This is a genomic window from Bacillus sp. HSf4, assembly GCF_029537375.1.
Lineage (GTDB): Bacteria > Bacillota > Bacilli > Bacillales > Bacillaceae > Bacillus > Bacillus sonorensis_A.
In genome coordinates this window covers 3998548-4017079 of the sequence record NZ_CP120679.1, presented here as the reverse complement: position 1 = coordinate 4017079, position 18532 = coordinate 3998548, and the positions used below count along the sequence as shown (strand labels likewise).

Annotated in this window: 20 protein-coding genes; 13 read left to right on the top strand and 7 right to left on the bottom strand. The window is 48.3% G+C overall.

Annotated elements, in window-relative coordinates; translation table 11 throughout:
• Positions 1–18 precede the first annotated feature (18 nt).
• Positions 19–969, bottom strand: coding sequence for an amidohydrolase family protein (locus P3X63_RS20760; RefSeq protein WP_026589144.1), 951 nt, complete (start codon positions 967–969; stop codon positions 19–21).
• Between the two features lie 25 nt (positions 970–994).
• Positions 995–1768, bottom strand: a complete 774-nt coding sequence (locus P3X63_RS20755) for an IclR family transcriptional regulator (RefSeq protein ID WP_277692954.1) — start codon at positions 1766–1768, stop codon at positions 995–997.
• 198 nt (positions 1769–1966) lie between these two features.
• On the opposite strand from P3X63_RS20755, the gene P3X63_RS20750 reads away from it, so the two are divergent.
• The 7 genes from P3X63_RS20750 (at position 1967) to lipL (ending at position 8901) form a co-directional block, all read left to right on the top strand.
• Positions 1967–3442, top strand: a complete 1476-nt coding sequence (locus P3X63_RS20750; protein WP_026589142.1) for an aldehyde dehydrogenase — start codon at positions 1967–1969, stop codon at positions 3440–3442.
• Between the two features lie 15 nt (positions 3443–3457).
• Positions 3458–4240: a 2-keto-4-pentenoate hydratase gene (locus tag P3X63_RS20745; RefSeq protein ID WP_026589141.1), complete on the top strand. Its 783-nt coding sequence runs from the start codon at positions 3458–3460 to the stop codon at positions 4238–4240.
• Positions 4241–4257: 17 nt separating this feature from the next.
• Complete coding sequence (locus P3X63_RS20740; RefSeq protein WP_026589140.1) at positions 4258–4449, top strand: 4-oxalocrotonate tautomerase; 192 nt, start codon at positions 4258–4260, stop codon at positions 4447–4449.
• 24 nt (positions 4450–4473) lie between these two features.
• The gene (locus P3X63_RS20735) at positions 4474–5325 is read left to right on the top strand and encodes a DODA-type extradiol aromatic ring-opening family dioxygenase (protein WP_026589139.1); all 852 of its coding nucleotides are present in this window, start codon (positions 4474–4476) and stop codon (positions 5323–5325) included.
• A 29-nt stretch (positions 5326–5354) separates the two neighbouring features.
• Positions 5355–6725, top strand: coding sequence for an MFS transporter (locus P3X63_RS20730; protein WP_026589138.1), 1371 nt, complete (start codon positions 5355–5357; stop codon positions 6723–6725).
• Positions 6726–6745: 20 nt separating this feature from the next.
• The gene (locus P3X63_RS20725) at positions 6746–7957 is read left to right on the top strand and encodes a 4-hydroxybenzoate 3-monooxygenase (protein WP_026589137.1); all 1212 of its coding nucleotides are present in this window, start codon (positions 6746–6748) and stop codon (positions 7955–7957) included.
• 92 nt (positions 7958–8049) lie between these two features.
• Complete coding sequence (gene lipL / locus P3X63_RS20720; RefSeq protein ID WP_026589136.1) at positions 8050–8901, top strand: octanoyl-[GcvH]:protein N-octanoyltransferase; 852 nt, start codon at positions 8050–8052, stop codon at positions 8899–8901.
• A gap of 51 nt (positions 8902–8952) precedes the next feature.
• Here lipL and P3X63_RS20715 read toward each other — a convergent pair whose 3' ends face one another.
• Both P3X63_RS20715 and P3X63_RS20710 read right to left on the bottom strand, forming a co-directional pair.
• Positions 8953–9282 carry a YjdJ family protein gene (locus P3X63_RS20715; RefSeq protein ID WP_277691855.1) on the bottom strand — a complete coding sequence of 110 codons (330 nt, stop codon included), beginning with the start codon at positions 9280–9282 and terminating at the stop codon, positions 8953–8955.
• 108 nt (positions 9283–9390) lie between these two features.
• A complete protein-coding gene (locus P3X63_RS20710; RefSeq protein WP_142246071.1) occupies positions 9391–10185 on the bottom strand; it encodes an RsfA family transcriptional regulator in 795 nt (264 codons plus the stop codon).
• Between the two features lie 215 nt (positions 10186–10400).
• On the opposite strand from P3X63_RS20710, the gene P3X63_RS20705 reads away from it, so the two are divergent.
• The 4 genes from P3X63_RS20705 (at position 10401) to P3X63_RS20690 (ending at position 13644) form a co-directional block, all read left to right on the top strand.
• Positions 10401–10625, top strand: a complete 225-nt coding sequence (locus P3X63_RS20705; protein WP_026589133.1) for a YuzB family protein — start codon at positions 10401–10403, stop codon at positions 10623–10625.
• A gap of 215 nt (positions 10626–10840) precedes the next feature.
• The gene (locus tag P3X63_RS20700) at positions 10841–12139 is read left to right on the top strand and encodes an HD domain-containing protein (RefSeq protein WP_077736145.1); all 1299 of its coding nucleotides are present in this window, start codon (positions 10841–10843) and stop codon (positions 12137–12139) included.
• A 30-nt stretch (positions 12140–12169) separates the two neighbouring features.
• Positions 12170–12670: a YwgA family protein gene (locus P3X63_RS20695; protein WP_026589131.1), complete on the top strand. Its 501-nt coding sequence runs from the start codon at positions 12170–12172 to the stop codon at positions 12668–12670.
• A gap of 185 nt (positions 12671–12855) precedes the next feature.
• Positions 12856–13644 carry a zinc-dependent metalloprotease gene (locus P3X63_RS20690; protein WP_277691850.1) on the top strand — a complete coding sequence of 263 codons (789 nt, stop codon included), beginning with the start codon at positions 12856–12858 and terminating at the stop codon, positions 13642–13644.
• A gap of 31 nt (positions 13645–13675) precedes the next feature.
• Here the strand turns inward: P3X63_RS20690 and P3X63_RS20685 are convergent, their stop codons facing one another.
• Positions 13676–13861 (bottom strand): 2-hydroxymuconate tautomerase, encoded by a 186-nt coding sequence (locus P3X63_RS20685; protein WP_026589130.1) that lies wholly within the window; start codon positions 13859–13861, stop codon positions 13676–13678.
• Positions 13862–13944: 83 nt separating this feature from the next.
• On the opposite strand from P3X63_RS20685, the gene P3X63_RS20680 reads away from it, so the two are divergent.
• On the top strand, positions 13945–14628 hold the full coding sequence (locus P3X63_RS20680) for a site-2 protease family protein (RefSeq protein ID WP_035428675.1): 684 nt from the start codon (positions 13945–13947) through the stop codon (positions 14626–14628).
• A 12-nt stretch (positions 14629–14640) separates the two neighbouring features.
• The gene (locus tag P3X63_RS20675) at positions 14641–15159 is read left to right on the top strand and encodes a YwhD family protein (protein ID WP_026589128.1); all 519 of its coding nucleotides are present in this window, start codon (positions 14641–14643) and stop codon (positions 15157–15159) included.
• A gap of 271 nt (positions 15160–15430) precedes the next feature.
• Here P3X63_RS20675 and P3X63_RS20670 read toward each other — a convergent pair whose 3' ends face one another.
• Positions 15431–17500 (bottom strand): transglycosylase domain-containing protein, encoded by a 2070-nt coding sequence (locus P3X63_RS20670; RefSeq protein WP_026589127.1) that lies wholly within the window; start codon positions 17498–17500, stop codon positions 15431–15433.
• A gap of 132 nt (positions 17501–17632) precedes the next feature.
• A complete protein-coding gene (locus P3X63_RS20665; protein WP_256860286.1) occupies positions 17633–18370 on the bottom strand; it encodes a hypothetical protein in 738 nt (245 codons plus the stop codon).
• Between the last annotated feature and the right edge of the window lie 162 nt (positions 18371–18532).

Below are 18532 nucleotides of genomic sequence, written 5' to 3'. Positions count from 1 at the left end.
ATCCAAGGTCCACTTTTTTTATGCTTTCACTTTTACATTCAGCAAAGCTTCAGCACCTTTTTGCCCGATGTCGGCAGGCGGCCATTCGCAAAGGTCAAAAGGAAAGTCGGAACCTGGTACGATCCGTTCTTCTCCGACAAGCTTTATTAAATATGCCGCACTCTCTTTGTTCCATAGCACACTGTCAAACCAAAAGCTGGGCAAATATTCCTCCGGCGCGGCCGAGATCGAAGCGGAAACATCTGTCCACTTTTCATACCCTTTGTTCAGGCGGCCGATTTGATATGGCAGATAGCCCCCTCCATGAGCCAAAAGGATTTTTACATTTGGAAATCGGTCTGTAACACCGCTGAGCAGCAAGTCAGCCGCACAGACAGTCGTTTCCCAAGGAACACCGATTAAATTTGGCATCATTTTCCGGCGCAGCCGCGGATCTTCAGAAAGAAGGGGATGGATAAATATGATCGCTTTTCGTCTGTTGGCTTCTTCCCAAAGCGGTGTAAAAACTTCATCTGAGAGAAGCCTGCCGGATGCGCCCGGTCCGATGATCGCGCCTTTGAGCCCAAGATCCATCGCCTCACCTAAACGCTGGCAAGCCTTCAGCGGACTGTTGAGCGGAATGGTCCCGAGACCTGAAAGACGATGACTGTTGTGTTTTGTCCATATGGACAGCGCATTGTTATAGACAGAAGATAATTCATCTGTTATCTCCTCGGGAAGATCGTAAAGAAAAAGCTGGGGGACAGGAGATGCGAGCGAATGGGAGACACCGGCTTTTTTTTGCGCCTCCAAATATAAGGTTTCTTTAAAAAACAACTCTTTTAATTCAAATCCCCATTTGCGGTTGACTGTCAAAAACGCTGCTTGATCAGGCGATCTTTTTTCCCAGACGGCGCCGACCGCGTTTTGATTGTCTTTCAGCCATTGCAGGACATCGTCCGGGATGAAGTGTGTATGAAGATCAAACAAAGCGGATTCCCCCATTTCTTTGGCATCATTTCCAATATCCGAGTTTTTCTGAAATGTCGCGGGCAGCTTCTTTCACTTTATGTATGATTTTAGCTTGTGAGGCCTTCATGCGTTTGGTTGGGCCGACGACGCTGACGGCATACATGACATGACCGAGATAGTTTCTGACAGGAGCGGAAACCGATGTTACGCCATCGATGAATTCTCCGTGGCTGACGTCAAATCCGTCCGCTTTTACAGCTTCAAGCTCGCCCTTCAGCTTTTTTTCATCTGTAATCGTTTGCTTTGTCACGCTTTTCAAGCCATGTTTGAGATAGCATTCCAACAGCCCGTCCCTGTCATAAGCGAGCAGCACCTTTCCGGAGCTCGTACAGTGCATGGGATTTTGCCGGCCGATGTAAGACAGGATTTCAACAGGACGCGGGGATTCCGTCCGATTGATGTAGACGACGCTGAATCCCCTGCGCATGGCGATGTGGGATGTTTCACCGGTATCATCTGTCAGCCTTTCGAGTACCGGCTGGGATTCCTTGTTGATTTCAAGGGTGGAGTTGACAATGGTGTTTAACTGTAAGACGGACAATCCTAGCTTATATCTTTTCGATTCCGGATCCTTCATGACAAATCCTTCGCTCTCCAGTGTGTTCAGGAGCCTCCAGACCGTGCTTTTTCCAAGGCCGAGCGATAAGGCGAGCTCGGTTACCTTCTTTTCCGGTGAATCCAAGGTAAACGATTGAAGCAGCCGAAGCGCATTTTTAACCGAATTGAGCAGATCTGGCTGCTTTGTCTCAACAGTCATTGATTCCTCAACTCTTTCCATTGGATTTGTTTCCTTTTATTACATAATATAACACGAATTTGAATTAAAGAACGAAAAATATCAAATTTTCGGAAAAAATATCCGGTTTGTTCCGCATAGAGGAACAATGCTGTTTTCAAGTGATTGAAAATCCTTTAATTTAATGGAAAGGATTTGAAAAGGAGGCTGTTTATTGATATGAGTGTTCACACCCCGTCGGCTAAAATTGTAAAACCGTTTGACTGCCGTCATTTTATCAACGGCAGATCTTTCTCCTCGGAAAACGGGAGAACGTTTGACAACATCAATCCAGCTACACAGGAAGTGATCGGAAAAGTAGCCGAGGGAGGGCAAAAAGAGGTGGATCTGGCTGTCGCGGCTGCAAGGCGCGCACTAAATGGACGCTGGAAAAACATGACCGCTGATGAAAGAATTCATATCATCCGCAAGGTCGGCGACATCATTCTTCAGCGAAAGGATGAACTGGCAAGGCTTGAGACATTGGATACCGGAAAGCCGCTTTCACTCTCAAGCACTTTGGATATTCCCCGGTCTGCTTTCAACTTTCATTTCTTTGCCGATTTTATGAGGGGAGTCGGGACGGAAGCCTATCAGACGGATGATGCTGCAATCAATTATGCGATCCGCCGCCCGGTCGGTGTCGTCGGATTGATCAATCCCTGGAATTTGCCGCTTCTTTTACTGACGTGGAAATTAGCGCCATGCTTGGCAGCGGGGAATACCGCCGTCATCAAACCGGCCGAACTGACGCCGATGACGGCCACGCTTCTCGGGGAAATCTGCCGTGATGCAGGTGTTCCTGATGGTGTCGTCAATATCGTCCACGGATTTGGACCTGATTCCGCCGGTGCGGCACTATCTGCACATCCGGATGTTGATGCGATTTCCTTCACTGGAGAAACGGCAACCGGAAAAGTCATTATGGAAGCCGCCTCCAAAACATTAAAAAAGCTCTCATTTGAATTGGGAGGGAAAAACCCAAATATCATTTTTGCCGATGCCGACATGGATGAAGCGGTCAATACCACATTGAAATCAAGCTTTATCAACCAAGGCGAAGTATGTATGTGCGGTTCCCGCATCTATATTGAACGGGAAGCGTATGATGAGTTTTTGGACAAGTTTATTCATAAGACAAAGGAACTTAAGGTCGGCGACCCTTTTGATCCGAATACGAATATCGGAGCCTTGATTTCGGCGGAACATACTGAGCGGGTGCTGAACTACATCGCATTGGCGAAAACCGAAGGCGGCGATATTTTAACAGGAGGTAAGCGTTCTGAAGGCCAGGCTTCCGGATGTTATCTTGAACCGACAATCATCACGGGGATCTCCCGGAGCTCGAGGGTTGTCAAAGAAGAAATCTTCGGGCCGGTTGTGACGGTGATTCCATTTGATGATGAAGATGAAGTCATCGCACAAGCAAATGACACCCATTACGGGTTAAGTGCAACCGTATGGACGAACGACCTGCGCCGGGCACACCGTGTTGCCGGACAAATTGAATCGGGAATGGTTTGGGTCAACACCTGGTTTCTCCGCGATTTGCGGACGCCGTTCGGCGGCATGAAGCAAAGCGGGCTTGGCCGTGAAGGAGGCATTCACAGTTTCGAGTTTTTCAGTGAATTATCAAATATTTGCATCAAGCTGTAAGGGGGAAGAATTGCGATGAACGCGACAGCACTCAAGGAAACGGCTCATCTGCTTTATCTCGCTGAAGTAGAAAAGCGGGAAATCGAAAGAATCACAAAAGACCATCCGGAGCTGACGGTTGAAGATGCCTATGAAATACAAAAAGAGTTGATTTTGCTGAAAGCAAAGCAGGGCAGCGGGATTATCGGTCCGAAAATGGGCTTGACGAGCCGGGCGAAAATGCAGCAAATGAATGTGGAAGAACCGATCTACGGATATATTTTTGAAGATATGCTCGTGCCCAATGGCGGGGCGCTCCAAATGGAACAGCTGATCCACCCAAAAGTCGAAGCTGAGATTGCCTTTTTGCTGGGGGAGGATATAGAAGGTCCAGGTGTTACAGGTGAGCAAATCCTCGCCGCGACCGATTTTTTTCTTCCCGCTCTTGAAGTGATTGACAGCCGCTATGAAAATTTTTCTTTTACCCTGCCAGATGTTATAGCGGATAATGCGTCATCTTCCAGAGTCGTGTTTGGTGAAAAAATCAGAAAACCGGACGGTCTAAGGCTCGATTCGGTAAAAGTCTCATTAATGATCAACGGCGAGGTCAAAGAGCAGGGGACAGGCGCTGCAGTCGTGGGACACCCCGCCAATTCGGCAGCGATGCTCGCCGATATGCTCGCCCGGAAAAACGAAAAGCTGAAAGCGGGAAGCATCATTTTGACCGGCGGTGTTACGGGAGCTGTCATGCTGCATCGCGGGGACCGTGTTTCAGCACATGTTGAAGGTCTTGGCGATGTTTCGTTTACAGCCTGTTGAAAATGGAGGAGATAGGTTTGCCGATTATTCACATTCAAATATTAGAAGGCCGGCCGCCGGAAAAAGTGGAGGAAGTCATTCAGCATGTGACAGATGCGGTCAGCACCACGTTGGATGCGCCTAAAGAAAATGTCCGTGTTCTTGTTACAGAGATTCCGAAAACACACTGGGGCATAGGCGGCAAGCCGGCTTCAAAAGCGAAGCCGTAAAAATTAGGGTTGGGAGGAATATACATGTCGATTGAATTGGCGGCACTTGTTCCGCATACACCGAGAATGTGCTTTGAAGAAAGAACGCCTGAGTTTCAAAAGGAGCTTGTCAAAGGCATGAAGCGGCTTTCCGGAATGATTGAACGAATTCAGCCTGACGCGATTGTCATCATTTCCTGCCACTGGACGTCAAGCTTTGACCATCTTGTCGATGCGGCCCCGGAACATCGAGGTGTGTTGACGGCGCTGGAATGCCCGAATTTAATATCAGATGTTCCGTATTCCTATCCAGGAGATACCGAGTTGGCAATTGAATTGGCGGAAGCGGGCATCAATGGAGGGCTGCCCGTTATTCCCGTCAATGACCCGGTATATTGCTGGGATTACGGTACAGTCGTTCCACTTCGTTATCTCGTGCCAAACGGCGATATTCCGGTGATCGATTTATCGGTTACATTAGCCGCCAATTTAGAGGAAACGTATTTGTGGGGCCAGCTGGCCGGAAGAGTGCTGAAAGAAAGCGGGAAAAAAACCGTATTTATCGCCAGCGGGGCTCTCAGCCATCATTTGGTGAGGGGGCCGGAATGCATGCCAACCCTTGCAGAGCAGGCGCTTGACGGGCAGTTCTTAACGTATCTGACAGACAATGATTTGGTATCCGCAAAGCTCATGCTTCCTCAATACGCGAAAAACGCCGGTCTTGAAGCAGGCGGCCGGCATATTGCCATGCTGCTGGGCGTGCTGGAGGATGGCTGTAAAAGCACGTATTACGGATATGGCCAATCATCAGGCAGCTCCAATGTTGTCATGGCTTTTGAACCGATGTGTTCAGCGACCCGGTCCGCCAGGCTCACTGAAAAAAACACTGTGCGTTAATATCAATCGATCTGGAGGCGGAGGAATAAATGATAAATCGTTCAGTTGATCCCGGAGAAGTCATGGCGAGAAGCAAATGGAATAAAGTGCATATGACCGTTTTCTTCTGGTGTTTTTTCGCCGTCGCCTTTGATGGCTATGATATTGCCATGTACGGTGTCAGCCTTCCGTGGCTGATGGAGGAATGGAACTTAACAGCGATTCAGGCCGGAGCGATCGGCAGCTACACATTGGTCGGCATGATGCTGGGCGCGCTGATCTTGTCACCTTTCGCCGATAAGTTTGGCCGCAAAAAAATGCTTGGCCTTTGCATCCTTCTGTTCAGTCTGTTTACCGGCGCATCCGGAATGGTTGATGACCCCCTGCCGTTTGCAGTCATGCGTTTCATTGCGGCGCTCGGCATGGGGGGATTGATGCCCAATGCCATATCGCTGATGACCGAGTATTCACCGAAAAAAAACAGAGCGATGATTGTCGCAGCCATGTATTGCGGCTATTCCGCCGGCGGAGTGCTGGCTTCCCTCGTCGGCATGCTTGCGGTTCCGGGAGCGGGCTGGAGAGTGCTGTATTGGCTCGGCGCCATTCCTTTGATTGCGCTGCCTTTCTTTTTCAGGCAATGTCCCGAATCGCTATCATTTTACATGTTAAAAAAACAACCGAAAAAACTGGCCGGGATTCTCAACAAGGTGCATCCCGACGGACAATACAACGAACATGACGATTATCAGTTATCCGCTGCCGCAGAACAAACAAAGGGCTTTCCGGTCAAAAAATTGTTTGAACAAAAACGCGCCGCCAGCACATTTGCTTTTTGGCTGTCTGTATTCAGCTGTCTTTTAATGGTGTACGGGTTGAACACATGGCTGCCGAAAATGATGCAGGCTTCAGGTTACGGGTTGAAATCCAGCCTGTCCTTCAATCTCGCGCTGTGCATCGGACAAGCCGCCGGCGCTTTGATCGGCGGCAGCCTGGCCGATAGAGCCGGACATAAAAAAGTGCTCACCGGTATGTATGTCCTTGGAGCTGTCTGTTTTGCCGCCTTTGGACTAACAGTGAATCCGTATGTTTTGTACTTGCTGATTGCTTTGGGAGGGGCGTGCACCGTCGGTACGCAAAATATTGCGAACCCGTACATTTCCGAGTTTTATCCGAAAGAAATCAGAGCAACCGGCATCGGCTGGGCGCTTGGGATCGGCAGGATCGGCGCCATCATCGCTCCTTCCTTGTTCGGATTGATTCTCGCGGCCGGCATTGATCCGAAGCAGTCGTTTATCATCTTTGCCGTCCCAAGCCTTTTTGCCGCACTCGGCATCGTGCTCGTTCAGGAACACCATGCAAAATTTGACCTTGGATCGGCCGAAAAGCAACGGAATCAAGTGAGAAGCGAAATCAAAATCTAAACCAATGGGAGGAAAACGCATTGCGGACACAAGTGGGAATTATCGGTGCAGGTCCCGCGGGGCTTATGCTGGCACATCTGCTTCACCGCCAAGGGATCGAAGCGGCAGTCATCGAATGCCGTTCCCAGGAGGAGATCGAAAAGACCATCCGGGCGGGCGTCCTTGAACAGATGACCGTAGATTTGCTGAATGAAACAGGTGTCGGAGAAAGAATGATGAAAACGGGCATGTTTCATAAAGGAATTGAAATCCGCTTTCATGGCAAACGGCACAGAATTGATCTGCATCGCTTGACAGGCGGGAAATATATTACGATCTATCCCCAGCATGAAGTGATAAAAGATTTAATCACCGCCGGCATGAAAGCGGGCGGTGACATCCATTTTAATGTGTCTGATGTACGCCTATCCGATCTTGAGACATCCGCACCTGTCATTTCATATCGAAATGAAAACGGGGAGAGAAAAAAGCTGACCTGTGATTTTATTGCCGGATGCGACGGCTTTCACGGTCCAAGCAGACAAAGCATTCCGAAAGAGATCCGCAAAGAATATCAAAAAACATACCCTTACGGCTGGCTTGGCATTTTGGCTGAAGCGCCGCCGTCCGCTCCCGAGCTTGTCTATGCCCATCATGAAGATGGTTTTGCCCTTCTCAGCACCAGAACGCCGGATATACAGCGTCTTTATTTGCAGGTCGATCCGTCTGATTCGATCCGCGGCTGGACGGATGAGCGAATCTGGGAGAAGCTTCGTCTCAGGCTGTCGGCCGATGATGGCTGGCAGTTGATTGAAGGTAAGATTATTCAAAAAAACATTGTGTCGATGAGAAGCTTTATATGTGATCCGATGCAATACGGGCGGCTGTTTTTGGCGGGAGATGCCGCACATATCGTCCCGCCGACCGGAGCAAAGGGACTGAATCTCGCCATGGCGGATGTGCAGTTGCTTGCAAGGGCGCTGAAGGATTATTATGCCGCCGGCAATACAGAGCGGCTGACGCGATATTCAGCCGCATGTCTCCGCCGCGTTTGGAAAGCGGAGCGCTTTTCCTGGTATATGACTTCTCTGCTTCACCGCCGCCATGAAGACACGCCTTTTGATTACCAAATCCAGCTGGCGGAACTGGATCATGTGACGACATCAAAAGCGGCCGCACAAAGTCTGGCGGAAAATTATGTCGGACTGCCGCTGGAATTTGAAGAGCCGTCTAAAGGAACGCTTTTCGTATAAGAAGTTTTTGCGTGCGGAAAATGTCCGCATCGCTTTTCTCAAAATGGTATAATGGGTACTTGAGATGTATGACGAAAGGGTTTGCAATTAAAATGGCAAAGCAACTGATAGATCTACTGATCCAGCCGAAATGGAGAATCATTGACCAATCCAGTCTCGGCCCGTATTTTGACGCAAAACAATCATTTGCGATCGATGACACACTGTGCGCCTCTGTCGGAAAGGAAAAGTCTCCGGCGACGGCCCGTTCCTGGGTGCACCATGACACGATCGTGCTCGGAATTCAGGATACGAGGCTTCCGTATGTAGAGGAGGGCATTTCGTTTCTTGAGCAAGAGGGTTTCAAAGTCATCGTCCGCAATTCAGGCGGACTCGCCGTCGTTCTGGACAGCGGGGTATTAAATGTATCGCTGATTTTCCGGGACAAGAAAAACGGCATCGACATCGACCGCGGCTATGAGGCAATGTATGAGCTGATCAAAAGAATGCTGGCGCCTTACGATGCGGAAATCAAAGCCTATGAAATCGAAGGCTCCTATTGTCCGGGCAGCTATGATTTGAGCATAGGCGGAAGGAAATTCGCCGGCATTTCACAAAGGCGTTTGAGAGGCGGAGTGGCGGTGCAGATTTATCTGTGTGCCGATGGAAGCGGAAGCGAGCGCGCAGAGCTTATCAGACGCTTTTACAATATTGCTTTAAAAGAACAGCGCGGCCAGACGAAAGCCGTTTATCCGGATATCCGTCCGGAAACGATGGCGTCGCTCTCAGAGCTTCTCGCCCAAGAGGTCTCGGTACAGGACCTGATGCTTGCGCTTTTGACGGAGCTGAAAGAGCTCAGCGGAGATATTTTTCAGGCGCCGCTCTCCGCTGAAGAAGAGATCGAGTATGAGAAAAATCTGCTCCGCATGATCGAGCGGAATGAAAAGCTGGCACCGCGCTCTTAGCCGTTGAATAGAGCGGCAAGCGAACCGCTTCGGAGGGAATCCGAGGCGGTTTTATAGTGTGTGCAAAGACCTTTTTCGTTTGAAATATGTTTTGATGAGAAGATATGCTGCCAAGGCTGTGATATAAGCCAGGCTTACAGCCATTAAAATGATTGAGGCGGGCGCGTGTTTTGCCGCGTAAACGAAAAAATCAAGCTGTGAAATGTCGCTCGCGTCTTTGATCGAATCCGCTCCATGCAGCAGCTTTGTGAATCTTGCTGAATAATTCCATTCCCACCGGTCTCTTAAAAGCTCGCTGCCCTCATACCAGCTTGCCAATGCGGAAAATAAAAATAAAAGGGCTGCCGTTCCGAACTGGACGGCATATAAAACAAATCTCATCAGTCATACCGCCTTTAATGTTGGACTAGCTTTATTATGAAATTTTTCCCGGTTGAAATCAAGGTCTTAAAAAGGGAAAATCCCCCATTGAAAAGGGGGAGAATTCTGTTATTCAGCCATTTTTTCTAAATTCCCATTCCGGTCCATTTTGAATGCCGGAGCGGCGTGCTCGTCATCCTCGAATAAAACTAGTTTTCTTGCACGGTTCATGATTTTGACGAGCGTTTCGTAGTCTTCCTGGATGGTCGTTTGGTCTTTTTCCAGCTTTTTGACTTCCGCTTCAAGCTTTTCCACTTTTTTCGTCAATTCTTCATTTTCCCTTTTTAAACGCTCGTTTTCCATTTTTAATGCATCAGATTGTTCCTGGCTTCCCGTATATTGCTGCAAAAAGCGGATGACATCATCCATCGTCATCTTTGCGGGCGTTTCGGCAGGCTTGGCGGCCTGCGGCTGATTTGGCGATAGCAGGTGAGACAAACTAGCTAACTCTTCTTTAAAGCTTTCATCAACATATGGCAGATTTTCGCTTGAGATCGGAGCTTGTTCTTTGCTTGCTTCCTCCTCTTTCGGCTTCTCTTGAACAACAGCTGTTTCGGCAGCCTCAATCGCCTCTGTTTCGACAGGCGGTTTGTAGAGCAGGCGCTTCTTCGCCGGCTGGCCGTTTCCGAGGGCGCGCATTCTCTGCTTGCGCTGTTTTTTCGCCAGCTGCAAGGCTTTTTCATATTGGTGGCGGACAACCGCGTTCCATCTAAAACCGCAGGCGGCTGAAGTCCGGTTCAGTCTGTCTCCGACTTCTTCAAAGGCGTTCAGCTGTGTGCTCCCTTCTCTGACATGCCGCAAAACGGTTTCAGCCAGCAATAAATCATTTTCCTCAGACCAGGCGTCTTGTCTTTGTTTCATCACTTCTCAACTCCCAATGTAAGTATTGGTATTAGATTGTCCAATTTGGAAAATATTTATACAAGTTTGCTAAAAGAATAGGAAGTGATTTTTTTAGCGCGCTTCTTGCAGGAATGAAAGAATCCTTGTAAAATGAAGGATGGTGTCATTTTTAAAGCTCGGCAAAATTGAATGCCTTCCATAGAGACAGATGAACAAAACGAAAGGAAGCGTATGAAATGGCTAATGAATTTCGAGTGTGCGACGATTGTCAGGCCACGAATTTAAAGACGCTTTTGCCCCGCCTGAAGGAAATTGATCCGGATGCGAAAGTGGAAATCGGCTGTCAGTCTTATTGCGGGCCAGGACGGAAAAAATCGTTTGCATTTGTCAATAATCGTCCGCTGTCAGCTCCTACCGAAGATGAGCTGATCGAAAAAGTGAAAAAGAAAGTCAAAAAATAACCGCCTCCCGCATGGGTCAGGCGTTTTTGCATTTTGGAACAAATTCGCCGGCAAATTCAAGAATGTTTTCAAAAAACAGACCCGATATAATAGAAACAGACCTTAAAGAAAACAGAAGATCGGGCAATACTTCCAATATAGAGATGCAGTTTTCCGAAAAAGAGACGTATTGGCAGCAATCTGTTTGCCTCACGTTTAAAAAAAGAGGGACAAAAATGGCGTATCCAAACGGAAAATTATCAGAAGAAAAAGTGTTTAAAGACCCTGTTCACCGCTATGTCCATGTGCGGGACAAGCTGATATGGGATTTGATCGGAACCCGTGAATTTCAAAGGCTTCGCAGAATCAAGCAGCTGGGAACGACCTATTTGACATTTCACGGAGCCGAACACAGCCGCTTCAACCATTCACTCGGCGTCTATGAGATTGTCAGAAGAATGGTTGACGACGTTTTTAAAGGCAGGAAGGAGTGGGATGACAGCGAACGCGATTTGTGCCTGTGCGCTGCATTGCTGCACGATTTGGGACACGGTCCGTTTTCCCACTCGTTTGAGAAAGTGTTCCGGCTTGACCATGAAGATTTTACGAGAGCGATCATTCTAGGCGATACAGAGGTGAATAAGGTGCTGGGAAAAGTGGGCCCGGGATTTGCCAAGGACGTCGCAGAGGTCATCGCCAAAACCTATCCAAACAAACAGGTCGTCAGCCTTATTTCAAGTCAGATCGATGCTGACCGGATGGACTATCTCCAGCGCGATGCCTACTATACCGGCGTCAGCTACGGCCATTTTGATATGGAGCGGATTCTCCGCGTCATGCGTCCGCGCGAAGAGCAAATCGTCATCAAGCAGACCGGCATGCACGCTGTCGAAGATTATATTATGAGCCGCTACCAGATGTACTGGCAAGTCTACTTTCATCCGGTGACAAGAAGCGCGGAAGTCATTTTGACGAAGATCCTCCACCGCGCGAAACAGCTTCATCAGGAAGGCTATATTTTCGCGCACGCTCCTGTCCACTTCTATTCGATTTTTGAAGGAAGCGTCACACTGGAGGATTATTTGAGCCTTGATGAATCGATTATTCTCTATTACTTCCAGGCATGGGAGCATGAAGAGGATGAGATTTTGTCCGATTTGTGCCGCCGTTTTATCAACCGCAGATTGTTCCAGTATGCGGAATTTAATCCGAATGAGGAGATGGCGACCTATTTTGAACTCACCGCTTTGTTTCAAGAATCAGGAATCGATCCTGATTATTATCTTGTGGTGGATTCCTCTTCAGACCTACCGTATGACTTCTACAGGCCGGGAGAGGAAGAAGAGCGCCTCCCGATCCAATTGCTGACCCATAACGGCCAGATTAAGGAGCTGTCGCGGCAGTCCGACATTGTCGACGCGATTTCCGGCAAGCGGAGAACGGACCATAAATTGTATTTCCCGCTTGACCTGATTGAAGAGCTGCCGGACGGATTGAAAGCAAAAAGAATGAAAGAACTGCTCGGACTGACATAGATAGAAAAGGATGAAGGAGATGTCGGGGATTTGTTAAAAGAACACGCAAAACTGATGAAGGTCTTCTCAGATTCGGGAGAAATTATCGGGCGAAAAAAGCTGCAGAAAATCATTTATATTTTGAAGAAATTGGAGCTCCCCTTTTATGAGAAGTATGATTTTCATTTTTACGGGCCGTACTCAGAGGAACTGACGCTTCAGGTAGAAGAACTTTGCAATCTCGGATTTCTCCATGAAGTCAAAGAAAAAAAAGGCGGGTATTATCAATACCGTTATTCTCCAACTGAGGCGGGAAGTCAATTTCTTAAGCAATGCGAGCTGGACATGCGCGATATCAAACCGTATATAGAAGATGTCAACCGCCAATCTTCGCGGTTTCTGGAGCTGGTTTCCACCATTCTTTATTTTGAAGGATTGGACCAGAAAGAGATTAGGGAAAAAGTGTTTACGATCAAAAGCAAACAGCGGTATACAGACGAAGAATTTGATGAGGCTGTCGCCTACATAAAGAAACTTAGAGATCTTTGTTGAGAAGGCCTGTCCAAGGGACAGGTTTTTTGTTTTGCTTTTTTGTAAGAAAATTGGAATGGATAGGGGGATCGAAGGGCACGGGTAGAAAGAATATGTGTATTTTTTCCTTTTTTTGGATGAAATAAAGGGTTTTTTAGTTAACTAGAAGAATATTTATTTCGTTCATAAACAAGGAGGGGCTTCATATGAAAAAACGTTCTTTATTCTTAACTCTATTACTGTCTGCAAGTTTAATTCCCGGTGCGGCCGCCAGCGCTGTCGATAGCAGCGGCCATGAACACAGAGCAGCGGGAACGAAGGTCGAAGCATTGCCGAGAGCAAAAGGCTTCAAAGATCTAAAAGGAAGCGTTCAAATCGAAAGAACGACTAAAACTAAGATATTGGATGAAAAAGGAAATGTCACAGGGGCAAAAACCTTTAAAAAGAATACAAGTACATTTTCTACCCAAGCGAGCACAGGAACGCAAAAGATCAGCGTGCTTGCCGTGGCTGACAAGCAATACCGGAAAAAACATAAAGATTGGAAGACGAGAATCGTTCAAACCGTCGAGCAGGCCGATGTGATGTTCAATCGCGATCATCAAATTGATTTTGTTGTCGAAGCCGTCGGGCCGTGGACGTCATCAGGAAAAAACAGCGAACAGATTCTCGACAATTTGGCCGAGAAGTACAGTGATGCAGATTATCAATTCGTTGTCGGCTTTACGGACAATCAAAACTTTGAAGCCGGAGGCATCGCATTCCAATACGGCAGCAAGCCGGCTGGCCCCGCGTTCAGCGTGACCTTTGATATGGGAACCGAATATACCGCACAAGCGGCTACACACGAATTATCCCATAATTTCGGGCTGGAGCACGATCCGCAGGGGAGCGGGATCCGCTGCATTATGAACTATGATTTCGCATACACCGTCGATGTTTGGGATGAAGAGCATAATCAACAGATCGAGAGAAACAAAGCTTGGTATCAATAATTGAAAAAGGCGTCCCCAGACGCCTTTTTTATTACATGTCGCTGATTCGTTTGCCTGCGACGCCATAGTGTTCTTTTTTCATTTCTTCAATCATGACCGCGATTTTTTCCGCCGGTGCCCCTGTCGTCTCAGAGACGGCTTCCGTTACTTTTTTCACAAGGTTTCTTTTCTGCTCGTCGGTGCGGCCTTCCAGCATTTTTACGGTTACGTATGGCATGTTGGTTCCTCCTTTTAAAAAATACTTGCTCACTTTAGGATCGGTTGCTCTTATAGTATACTGAAGTTAGTAAATCTTTGTATATGAGAAAGAGGGAAATTCCAATTTTAGAACGGTTTCTAATTTATCCGCTGGACATGATTCCATATGTTGTGTTGACGCTTGCCGCTGCGTTTACGGTGCATGAGGTCGCCCATGCGTATGTGGCGTACAAATTCGGTGATGAGACGGCCAAACGCCAGGGACGGCTGACTTTGAATCCTCTCAAACACCTTGATCCGTTTGGGACGATTTTAATTTTTTTGATGGGATTTGGCTGGGCGAAGCCTGTCCCCGTCAACCGCTTTTATTTTAAAAAGCCGAGGCTTGCCGGGTTTCTCGTTTCGATAGCCGGCCCGATCAGCAACCTGATTCTTGCTTTGCTCGGTTTTATTTTGTTACTGTTATCTGCAAAGCTGTCATCAGTGCTGCCCTTGAGTTTTTATACGGGGCTGCTTCAATTCTTTACGCTTTGGGTCAATTTAAATCTGCTTTTATTTCTTTTTAATCTGATGCCGTTTCCGCCGCTTGACGGATTTCGGATCATCCAGGACGTTGTCGCGCCTGATGTCCGGGCGAAGCTGACGAAGTATGAAGCTTACGGTGCGCTCGTTTTTCTGATTATCGTCATCACGCCGCTCGGTCAATACGTATTCTGGCCTTTTCTGAATGAGGGGCGGGAATTCATCATATTGATATTCAACAGCGTTTTCCGGCCGCTGATGTAGGAGGTATTTTTGATGGAACAAGGGAAAAAGAAGAAAACAATCGGTTTCAACATCATTAAAAAAACCGATCCGACGGACGGACACGGGGGATTTGGCGCAGGGGCTTTGAGCCTTGACAACATCTCTCCGGTCATCGTCGATGTTGAGGAGAAAGAAGCATTCGTCGATATCGGTGCCATGCACGCCCGCAGCACCGTGGAAAAAGGGATTAAATTTCTCCCGAATAAAGACGAAGTGCCAAACGGAAAGCCTTACTGGCTCGTCTGGGTGACGATCGACCGCAGGGAAGAAGGCCCTTATTATGCGGGTGTGACGGCTTGTGAAATGACCGTTGACAGAAGCATCCGCCGCGGTTATAAATCGCTTCCGGAGCATGTCAATTTAATGGATAAGTCGATGAAGCGGAAGATTATCGTCGAGCATATGGATGATGGCTCAAAGCGGGTCCTGGCCGACTTTCTGAAACATCATGATCAAGCGCTGTGGGAGCGTTCCTCAGAAGAACTGAAAAAAGGATTGCTGCAGGAATAGAAGAAATCCCCCGGACATATCGGTCCGGGGGATTTCAGCGTGTCGACAAACCCTCGCATTCGTTGTCAGGCCTGCTAAGTCGGTGCTCATGCAGAAAGTAAGACGGTGGCTAACTGCTCAGGCGTCCTGCCTGAACGCCGCCGTCATCACATCCTGTGAAAGTCCGCTCCGATGCTCGGCCTTCCTAGACTGCAAGGGTTGAGGGTCACGCTGAAAAGATGACAAAATCCCAAAACTAAAAGCTGTTTTGGGATTTTTGCTTCCGCCGTCTTTATTCTACTTTTTTAAGCCACTTTTCCCACCATTTCATCCGCTTGTGGGGTTTGGCCGGCTTTTCCGGTTCTTTCTTGTCTTGATAGGTTTCCTTTCCATAGCATACCTGGTCAGGCTCGGTTCCGTCGACAAAATAAGCGACATGTTTGGCCGGACAGCCGGGAGCGGCGGCATAGCCTGTAGCCGGGTCAATATTTATGGCTGTCACACCTTCAGGCGGCATCAGCGCCGCGTGAGGCTGGCCTTCAAGCGCTTTTTCCATAAATTTGGCCCAGATTTGTTTGGCGTAGTTTTTTTCGGCCACGGCGTCAATGGTCCGCGCTTTATCGTATCCGGTCCAAACACCTGAAGCAAGGCCCGGATAAAAGCCGATCATCCAGCTGTCTGTGCTGGTCGTCCCTGATTTTCCGGCATATGTGCGCGTCAGTTGATCGGCGATCGTCCGGCCGGTAACCGATGTATAGCCGTTAAGCGACTTGTCAAACATGCCGGTCATCATGTCTGCCGTAATAAAAGCGGCTTTTGGATCGAGCGCCTGCTTGTGCCGCTTCGGTTTTTCATAAAGCACTTTGCCGCTTGGGTCCGTGATTTTCGTAATGAAAGACGGTTCGATTTTTTTCCCGCCGTTGGCAAACATCGCGTATCCGTTCACCATTTCAATCGGTTTGACGGGAGACGTTCCGAGAGCGAGTGACGGCACTTTTTGCAGCGGGCTTTTGATGCCGAACTGTTTTGCCGCATCAATTAGTTTGTCCATGCCGAGAAAGAGGTGTGTTTTCACCGCGTAAATATTGTCGGACAGGGCCAAGGCCTGCAAAAGGGTAATGGGGCCGTCAGCGTAATAGCCGTGGTAATTGCCCGGGGAATAGGCGTTTCCCTGTCCAAGCTCAAATGTCGTTTCCGCGCTCCTCAGCCGTGTTGCCGGTGTAAAGCCGTTTTGTATGGCCGAATAGTAAAGGAAAGGCTTCATCGTTGAACCCGGCTGCCGCCTTGCTTGTGTGACGCGGTTGAATGGGCTTTTTTGATAGTCGCGTCCGCCTACAAGGGCAAGAACGCTGCCGTCATAAGGGTCGACCGCGGCAAACCCGATCTGTATGCCTGACTTTGAGTCGATCGTTTTCTTGATTGTGTTTTCGGCGATTTTTTGCAGGCGGGGGTTGAGCGTCGTGTAGACCTTGAAGCCGCCGGTTTCCGCCTCCTCCGGTGTCAGGTGCAGCAGCCGAGCCATTTCTTTTACGGCTTCGTCATAAAAGTATGGGGCTTTCTTTTCCGCTTCCTGCTCCGCTTGTTTTCGATATGTCAAAGGCTCCTTTTTCAAAGTTTCCGCCTGCTTTTTCGTCAGCTTTTGTTCTTTGGCCATCATCGTCAGGATCATTTCCTGCCGCTCTTTTGCTTTTTTTTCATTCACTAAAGGAGAATAAACAGACGGCCCCTTGGGGATGCCGGCGAGCATGGCGGCTTCCGCCGTGTTTAAATCTTTGGCCCGCTTGCCGAAATACAAGCGGGAAGCGGCCTCAATCCCGTAAGCTCCGTGTCCGTAATAAATGGTATTTAAATAGCCTTCCAGGATTTCTTTTTTTGAATAGTTTTGCTCGAGGCGTATCGTATAAAAAGCTTCATTCCACTTTCTTTTCCACGTTTTATCATGGCCGAGATAAAGGTTTCTTGCGTACTGCTGGGTAATGGTGCTCGCTCCCTGAACCTTGGACATCGCTTTCAGATCGGCGATGACGGCTCCGGCCATTCGCACAAAGTCAAAACCGTGATGTCGGAAGAAATTCCGGTCTTCAACAGTAAGCGTCGCATCAATGACTGCTGGATTTATATTGTCGAGTGAAACCCAATACCGTTTTTGCCCATAATGGGTTTCGCCCATCTGTTTTCCATTTCCGTCGTAAAGCACAGTGGATCTTGGCACCTGAACGGAAGGAGCCCCTTGCCATTTAGCGGCCAGTACCACCGTCATGACGATGATTGAAAGGAAGATCAGCAACAATGCTCCCATGAACAAAAAAGCCCGTATCGTCTTGATGGTTAAACGGACCCGCTTGTCCGTCATCATGTCCATGCCTAAATCTCCTCCCGGAAAAATAAAATGTTCTTATCATTATGAGGAAAAAGAGGAGGATTTAAACAAACGAAAAAAGAAAAAACGCATGAAATACATGCGTCTCAGCGTTCCCAGGCAGAAACTACGGTTTTAGTGCACGGCCGTCCTGTTTCCGCGCGCAATGACCGCGTATAATAGGCACCACAAGATCAAAACCGCGCCTTCATTTACTGACGTGATCAAGAAAGGCGAAGCCCCGTTTGCATGGACGGACAGCAGCATGCCTTCCGCAGGCAGCAGCCCTTTGAAGGAGATGTTGAATGTAGACAGGACGATTAAGCCGATCGTCCAGATCAGCGGCAGCCATACAAAGGCTCGGCTTTTTTTGACGGCCGCTGCCGCCGCCAGTCCCAGAAAGATCAGAAAACAAAGCGACCACCAGTCAATAAACAAGCGCGCAGCAACAAATAAAGAAGGAGAGTCTGCCAGTTCAAAAAAGGGATGAATATGTTCCGGACCATATCCGTTAAATTTAAACCAGCCGATGATCACGCTCCACAGCAAGATGCTGACCATAACAAAAGCGGCGACGGCCGTTCCGAGGATGATATAAGCAAAAAAGACGCCGCGCTCAGGAAGCGCAAACCCGGATGTCGACAGCCATTGGATGGCGCCAAAACATAAAAACATCGCAGCTGAAACGGCAATCACATGGTTCAAAAAGAGAGAGCCGCTGACTTCCAGCAGCCAATCGGGCAATGACGGGGCAGCTGAATCCCGGATATAGACCGGGCGAAAAAAACAAATGCTTGCGCCGATCAGCAGAAAGGCGATGAAAAACCTTTTGCGCCGGCCGGCTATGTACTGGGTTAACATTCGATTGATCATGAAAGCAATACCTCCAAGGCGCACGCGAATATAAGCTTAGCCATTATAATAGAAATGCCGACCTATGGGAATATTTTTATCTCAGAAACGGCACTTTTAAAATGGATCGATCTGTCTTTACAATTACCCTCAATTCCTCTATACTTTTTCCTTAGGCAAAAG

What these genes read in the sequence shown, in the direction of transcription:
- P3X63_RS20755 (WP_277692954.1), bottom strand. Translation starts at nt 1,768, where the DNA reads ATGACTGTTGAGACAAAGCAGCCAGATCTGCTCAATTCGGTTAAAAAT.
- P3X63_RS20750 (WP_026589142.1), top strand. Translation starts at nt 1,967, where the DNA reads ATGAGTGTTCACACCCCGTCGGCTAAAATTGTAAAACCGTTTGACTGC.
- P3X63_RS20745 (WP_026589141.1), top strand. Translation starts at nt 3,458, where the DNA reads ATGAACGCGACAGCACTCAAGGAAACGGCTCATCTGCTTTATCTCGCT.
- P3X63_RS20735 (WP_026589139.1), top strand. Translation starts at nt 4,474, where the DNA reads ATGTCGATTGAATTGGCGGCACTTGTTCCGCATACACCGAGAATGTGC.
- P3X63_RS20730 (WP_026589138.1), top strand. Translation starts at nt 5,355, where the DNA reads ATGATAAATCGTTCAGTTGATCCCGGAGAAGTCATGGCGAGAAGCAAA.
- lipL (WP_026589136.1), top strand. Translation starts at nt 8,050, where the DNA reads ATGGCAAAGCAACTGATAGATCTACTGATCCAGCCGAAATGGAGAATC.
- P3X63_RS20715 (WP_277691855.1), bottom strand. Translation starts at nt 9,282, where the DNA reads ATGAGATTTGTTTTATATGCCGTCCAGTTCGGAACGGCAGCCCTTTTA.
- P3X63_RS20705 (WP_026589133.1), top strand. Translation starts at nt 10,401, where the DNA reads ATGGCTAATGAATTTCGAGTGTGCGACGATTGTCAGGCCACGAATTTA.
- P3X63_RS20700 (WP_077736145.1), top strand. Translation starts at nt 10,841, where the DNA reads ATGGCGTATCCAAACGGAAAATTATCAGAAGAAAAAGTGTTTAAAGAC.
- P3X63_RS20690 (WP_277691850.1), top strand. Translation starts at nt 12,856, where the DNA reads ATGAAAAAACGTTCTTTATTCTTAACTCTATTACTGTCTGCAAGTTTA.
- P3X63_RS20685 (WP_026589130.1), bottom strand. Translation starts at nt 13,861, where the DNA reads ATGCCATACGTAACCGTAAAAATGCTGGAAGGCCGCACCGACGAGCAG.
- P3X63_RS20680 (WP_035428675.1), top strand. Translation starts at nt 13,945, where the DNA reads ATGAGAAAGAGGGAAATTCCAATTTTAGAACGGTTTCTAATTTATCCG.
- P3X63_RS20675 (WP_026589128.1), top strand. Translation starts at nt 14,641, where the DNA reads ATGGAACAAGGGAAAAAGAAGAAAACAATCGGTTTCAACATCATTAAA.
- P3X63_RS20670 (WP_026589127.1), bottom strand. Translation starts at nt 17,500, where the DNA reads ATGGACATGATGACGGACAAGCGGGTCCGTTTAACCATCAAGACGATA.
- P3X63_RS20665 (WP_256860286.1), bottom strand. Translation starts at nt 18,370, where the DNA reads ATGATCAATCGAATGTTAACCCAGTACATAGCCGGCCGGCGCAAAAGG.